We start from the raw sequence: 243 nt of genomic DNA on the forward strand, positions 1-243 counted from the left end.
GTCATCCCACGCCTTTGCAACGGCGAAAGGTTCGGGCCTCCACGAGCGGTTAGACTCGCTTCACCCTGGCCATGGGTAGCTCACCCGGTTTCGGGTCTAATCCCAGCGACTATACGCCCTATTCAGACTCGCTTTCGCTACGGGTTCGGGTGTCACTCCCTTAGCCTAGCCACTGAGATTAACTCGCAGGCTCATTCTCCAAAAGGCACGCCGTCAGGCATAGCGGCGCGCTTCCGGCTTTCA

Annotated in this window: 1 rRNA gene (cut by a window edge); it reads right to left on the minus strand. The window is 58.8% G+C overall.

Going from position 1 to position 243, the window contains the following annotated elements:
• Nucleotides 1-239, minus strand: a 23S ribosomal RNA gene (locus ACQY6C_RS14960) (its annotated part extends 299 nt beyond the left edge of the window); the annotation flags it as partial.
• Between the last annotated feature and the right edge of the window lie 4 nt (nt 240-243).

The sequence above is a fragment of the Altererythrobacter sp. genome (genome assembly GCF_050299635.1).
Lineage (GTDB): Bacteria > Pseudomonadota > Alphaproteobacteria > Sphingomonadales > Sphingomonadaceae > Erythrobacter.